Source organism: Acinetobacter sp. B-6, assembly GCF_056930735.1.
The window spans coordinates 1-1,793 of sequence record NZ_JBXPBY010000036.1 but is presented as its reverse complement, the minus strand read 5'-3'; the positions used below and the strand labels follow the sequence as shown (position 1 = coordinate 1,793).

The window sequence follows — 1,793 nt, the reverse complement described above, 5'->3', positions numbered from 1 at the left end:
TGCGGTTTTGTACTTTAAAGAGGGTTATAGCGATGAAATGCGCGAAGCGATTGCTCAATGCTTTGATGATTATCAAGAATATGCCAAAGCGCATTTAACTTGGCTTTGGCAGGATGAGCCACCTAACGGGGCTGGTGGTGCTAGTTTAGCTTTTGAAAAAGTTAAACCTATACGAAATATCTTAAAACTTTATAGTCCTATGAAAGCTTTCAATTTTTTATATATCAGTGGTAAAGAGAAATTTGCAACAGGGGCGTGGGAGTTTTTTGTGAATGGGCGTAGTCAATGGCAAGCTCAAAAAAAGAATTATCAAAGTACATTAACTTTCTCTATGCCAATCGAATGGGTTGGTGAAAATAGTAAAGCCTTTATTGAGCTGTTTATTAAGTGTGCGCAACGCTTAAAAGCCAAACATGGCTACGCTGGGTATGCTTGTATTATTTCTCAAATCCGAAGTGATAAAAATGAACCGACTGAAGCGTTTATGGCTCGTAAAGCTTGGGCAATGGATGTAGGCGATCCGATGTTGTTAGCAAGAGATTTAATTGAAGGTATCAAAACAGTAAGTTGGCTTACAGCAATTAATTACGAATGGTTTAATTCGATCAAGGAAGAAGAAGCATTAAACAGTGAACTACCGATGAATTGGTTTATTGGCTATGACTACGGTACAGGTGTTGTGATACAAGCAGGGACTTTACCTTTAATGGGTTCTGTTGAAAGTGATCCCTTACCCGCGCCTTATGTTTTGTTAAATAGGGTGTTAAAGCCTTTACGTGTTGCAAAAATAGGTGATTTACATCGTGGTAATTATTCAACAGATGAAATTCCACTGATTAAAGGCTATTTAGCCAATCACTGGTTAGCTCGTTCTGATATAGAAGATGATCAAAAGCTCGAATATTTTACAAAGTTACAAGACGAGCCTAAGTTAAATAGTCAATATGCTTTTTTAGATAAACGTATAGATTGGTAATAGGGCGTATTAATCATATGCACTTTAAAAAAGAACAAGACTACAAAGCATGGGTTGCGATGCAAGAAAAAGGCGCAATTGGTGGTGGATTACTCACTCCACAAGGTGGAGAAGACTATGTCGGTGCGATTCCTGCGATTCGAGCGGTTTTGTACTTTAAAGAGGGTTATAGCGATGAAATGCGCGAAGCGATTGCTCAATGCTTTGATGATTATCAAGAATATGCCAAAGCGCATTTAACTTGGTTGTGGCAAGGCACACCACCCAATAGTGAAAAAGAATGTACTGCTTTTGAAAGTGTAAAGCCGATACGAAGTATATTTAAAAACTACAAACCTATGCATCCGATTACTTTTTTATATACCAGTGGCAAAGAAAAATTTGCTACTGGTGCATGGGAATTTAATATCGGCGGTGATAGTCAATGGCAAGCTCAAAAAAAGAATTATCAAAGCTCTTTAACTTTTTCTATGCCAATCGAATGGGTTGGAGAAAATAGTAAAGTTTTTATTGATCTATTTATTAAGTGTGCGCAACGCTTAAAAGCCAAGCAGGGTTATGCAGGTTATGCTTGTCTCATTTCTAGAATAAGAAGTGATAAGAATGAACCGACCGAGGCTTTTATGGCTCGTAAAGCTTGGGCAATGGATGTTGGTAATCCCTATTTGGAAGCAAATTCCTTAATTGATGGTATCAAAACAGTAAGTTGGCTTACAGCAATTAATTACGAATGGTTTAATTCGATCAAGGAAGAAGAAGTATTAAACAGTGAACTACCGATGAATTGGTTTATTGGCTATGACTATGGTACAGGTGT

The 1,793-nt window shown here is 37.6% G+C and carries 2 protein-coding genes; both read left to right on the top strand.

The genetic code is table 11. The annotated features are described in order from the left end of the window. A partial coding sequence (locus tag AC1Z3T_RS21060; RefSeq protein WP_483396984.1) for a type VI immunity family protein occupies window positions 1–976 on the top strand: 976 nt, incomplete at its 5' end. Window positions 977–993: 17 nt separating this feature from the next. Continuing rightward, window positions 994–1,793: type VI immunity family protein (locus tag AC1Z3T_RS21055; RefSeq protein ID WP_483396983.1), on the top strand; the 800-nt coding region annotated here is incomplete at its 3' end.